Origin of the sequence: Asticcacaulis sp. AC402, from assembly GCF_000495835.1 — a bacterium.
In the GTDB taxonomy this organism is placed as follows: domain Bacteria; phylum Pseudomonadota; class Alphaproteobacteria; order Caulobacterales; family Caulobacteraceae; genus Asticcacaulis.
Window position 1 is genome coordinate 1 of sequence record NZ_AWGC01000094.1, and the last position, 212, is coordinate 212.

Below are 212 nucleotides of genomic sequence, written 5' to 3' on the forward strand. Positions count from 1 at the left end.
TGCCGACGGGACATTTACCTACACACCGAACGCCAACTATCATGGTGGCGACAGCTTTACCTTTACGGTCAGCGACGGCGCCACCACGACGGAAGAGACCACTGTCACACTGACAGTCATCCCGGTCGACGACGCCACCACCGGCACGCCCACCGGCACGGTCGCCGACGGTACCGAAGATACGACTCAGCTCATACTGGCCGCGACCCTGT

Annotated in this window: 1 protein-coding gene; it reads left to right on the top strand. The window is 61.8% G+C overall.

Translation table 11 applies throughout. From position 1 onward, the window contains the following. The coding region (locus ABAC402_RS40555) for a cadherin-like domain-containing protein (RefSeq protein ID WP_040410165.1) at positions 1-212 on the top strand (212 nt) is incomplete at both ends.